Below are 1,303 nucleotides of genomic sequence, written 5' to 3'. Positions count from 1 at the left end.
GGACCTGACCCCTGTTTGGTAGACATCTAGATTCTCGGCCGTTAGGGCTGGGAGGAAAGGTATTCTACCTACTATGCCTAAGTTCTATTCTGAGCAATTCAAGCGTGATGCGGTTGCTCTATATGAAAACAATGAGGACTTGTCTCTGGCTGCTGCTGCGGCCGAACTGGGAGTCAATCGGGCCTCATTGCATCAATGGAAAAAGGAATTCGGCACTGGCAAGAAGACACGCATGGCTGAGGCTAAAGCCCAGGCAGAAGCTGTATCTGATGCAGAACGCATACGTGCATTGGAAAAAGAAAACGCCAAATTGCGTGAAGAGCGAGATATTTTGCGTAAGGCTGCGAAGTATTTTGCCGAAGAGACACGCTGGTGATCCGCTTCCAGTTTGTCGAAGACCACCGCACCGAATACTCGGTCAAGCGGATGTGTGAAGTCTTAAAGCTCACACGCTCATCGTTTTACAAATGGAAAGCCACGCGCGCTCGCCGCGATGGGCGTACCTGTGCTGACGGTCTGCTTGGAGCCCGAATTGCCGCAGTTTTTGATGAAGAAAATGGCTTGTACGGTGCTAAGCGCATCACCGCCTCACTCAATGAGGCCAAAGAGTTTGCCAGAGTTAATCATAAAAAGGTTGCCCGGATCATGAAAAACATGAATCTACGTGGCTTTACCAAGCGTCGCCGGTGCGTGACAACCAGGCGAAACACGAAAAATCCGGTTTTCGCAGACCTGGTGAAACGCCGGTTTCATGCCAACGCAGTGAACCAGGTATATGTCGGTGATATTACATATTTGCCCTGTAAGAACGGTACAAATATGTATCTGGCTACGGTCATTGACTTGTACTCGCGCAAGCTTGCTGGCTTCGCGATTGCTGATCACATGCGCACCAGCCTCGTGATTGAAGCTTTAGAACACGCCAATACGGTACGTGGTGGGCTTGACGGTGCCATCTTCCATTCAGATCACGGCAGTGTGTATACCTCATCGGCGTTTGGTGCACGCTGTAGCGAGTTGGGCGTGACCCAGTCCATGGGTGCGGTTGGTACCAGCGCTGATAATGCACTGGCGGAATCATTTAATTCCACGATGAAAAGAGAAGTCCTCCGCGATAACAAAGTCTTCGCCAATCCGCTGCAATGCCGGCAGGAGGTCTTCCGCTGGTGTATCAGATACAACACCCGACGCCGACATTCATGGTGCGGACAGATATCACCGGATGCCTTCGAAGCGCAATCCGATACACTATCTAAGGCAGCATAACCGCCCCCAACCTGTCTACTTTTCAGGGGTCACGCCC

General features: G+C 51.3%; 1 protein-coding gene. It reads left to right on the top strand.

Annotated elements, in window-relative coordinates:
* Positions 1-73: 73 nt before the first annotated feature.
* A protein-coding gene (locus C5Y44_RS13150; RefSeq protein WP_105325347.1) for an IS3 family transposase occupies positions 74-1,266 on the top strand; the annotation gives its coding sequence in 2 pieces (ribosomal slippage) (positions 74-359 and positions 359-1,266; 1,194 coding nt in all).
* Positions 1,267-1,303 lie beyond the last annotated feature (37 nt).

The sequence above is a fragment of the Corynebacterium sp. J010B-136 genome (assembly GCF_002967075.1).
Taxonomy (GTDB): domain Bacteria; phylum Actinomycetota; class Actinomycetes; order Mycobacteriales; family Mycobacteriaceae; genus Corynebacterium.
Note: the sequence above shows the minus strand (reverse complement) of the source record. Positions and strands in the feature narration are given on the sequence as shown.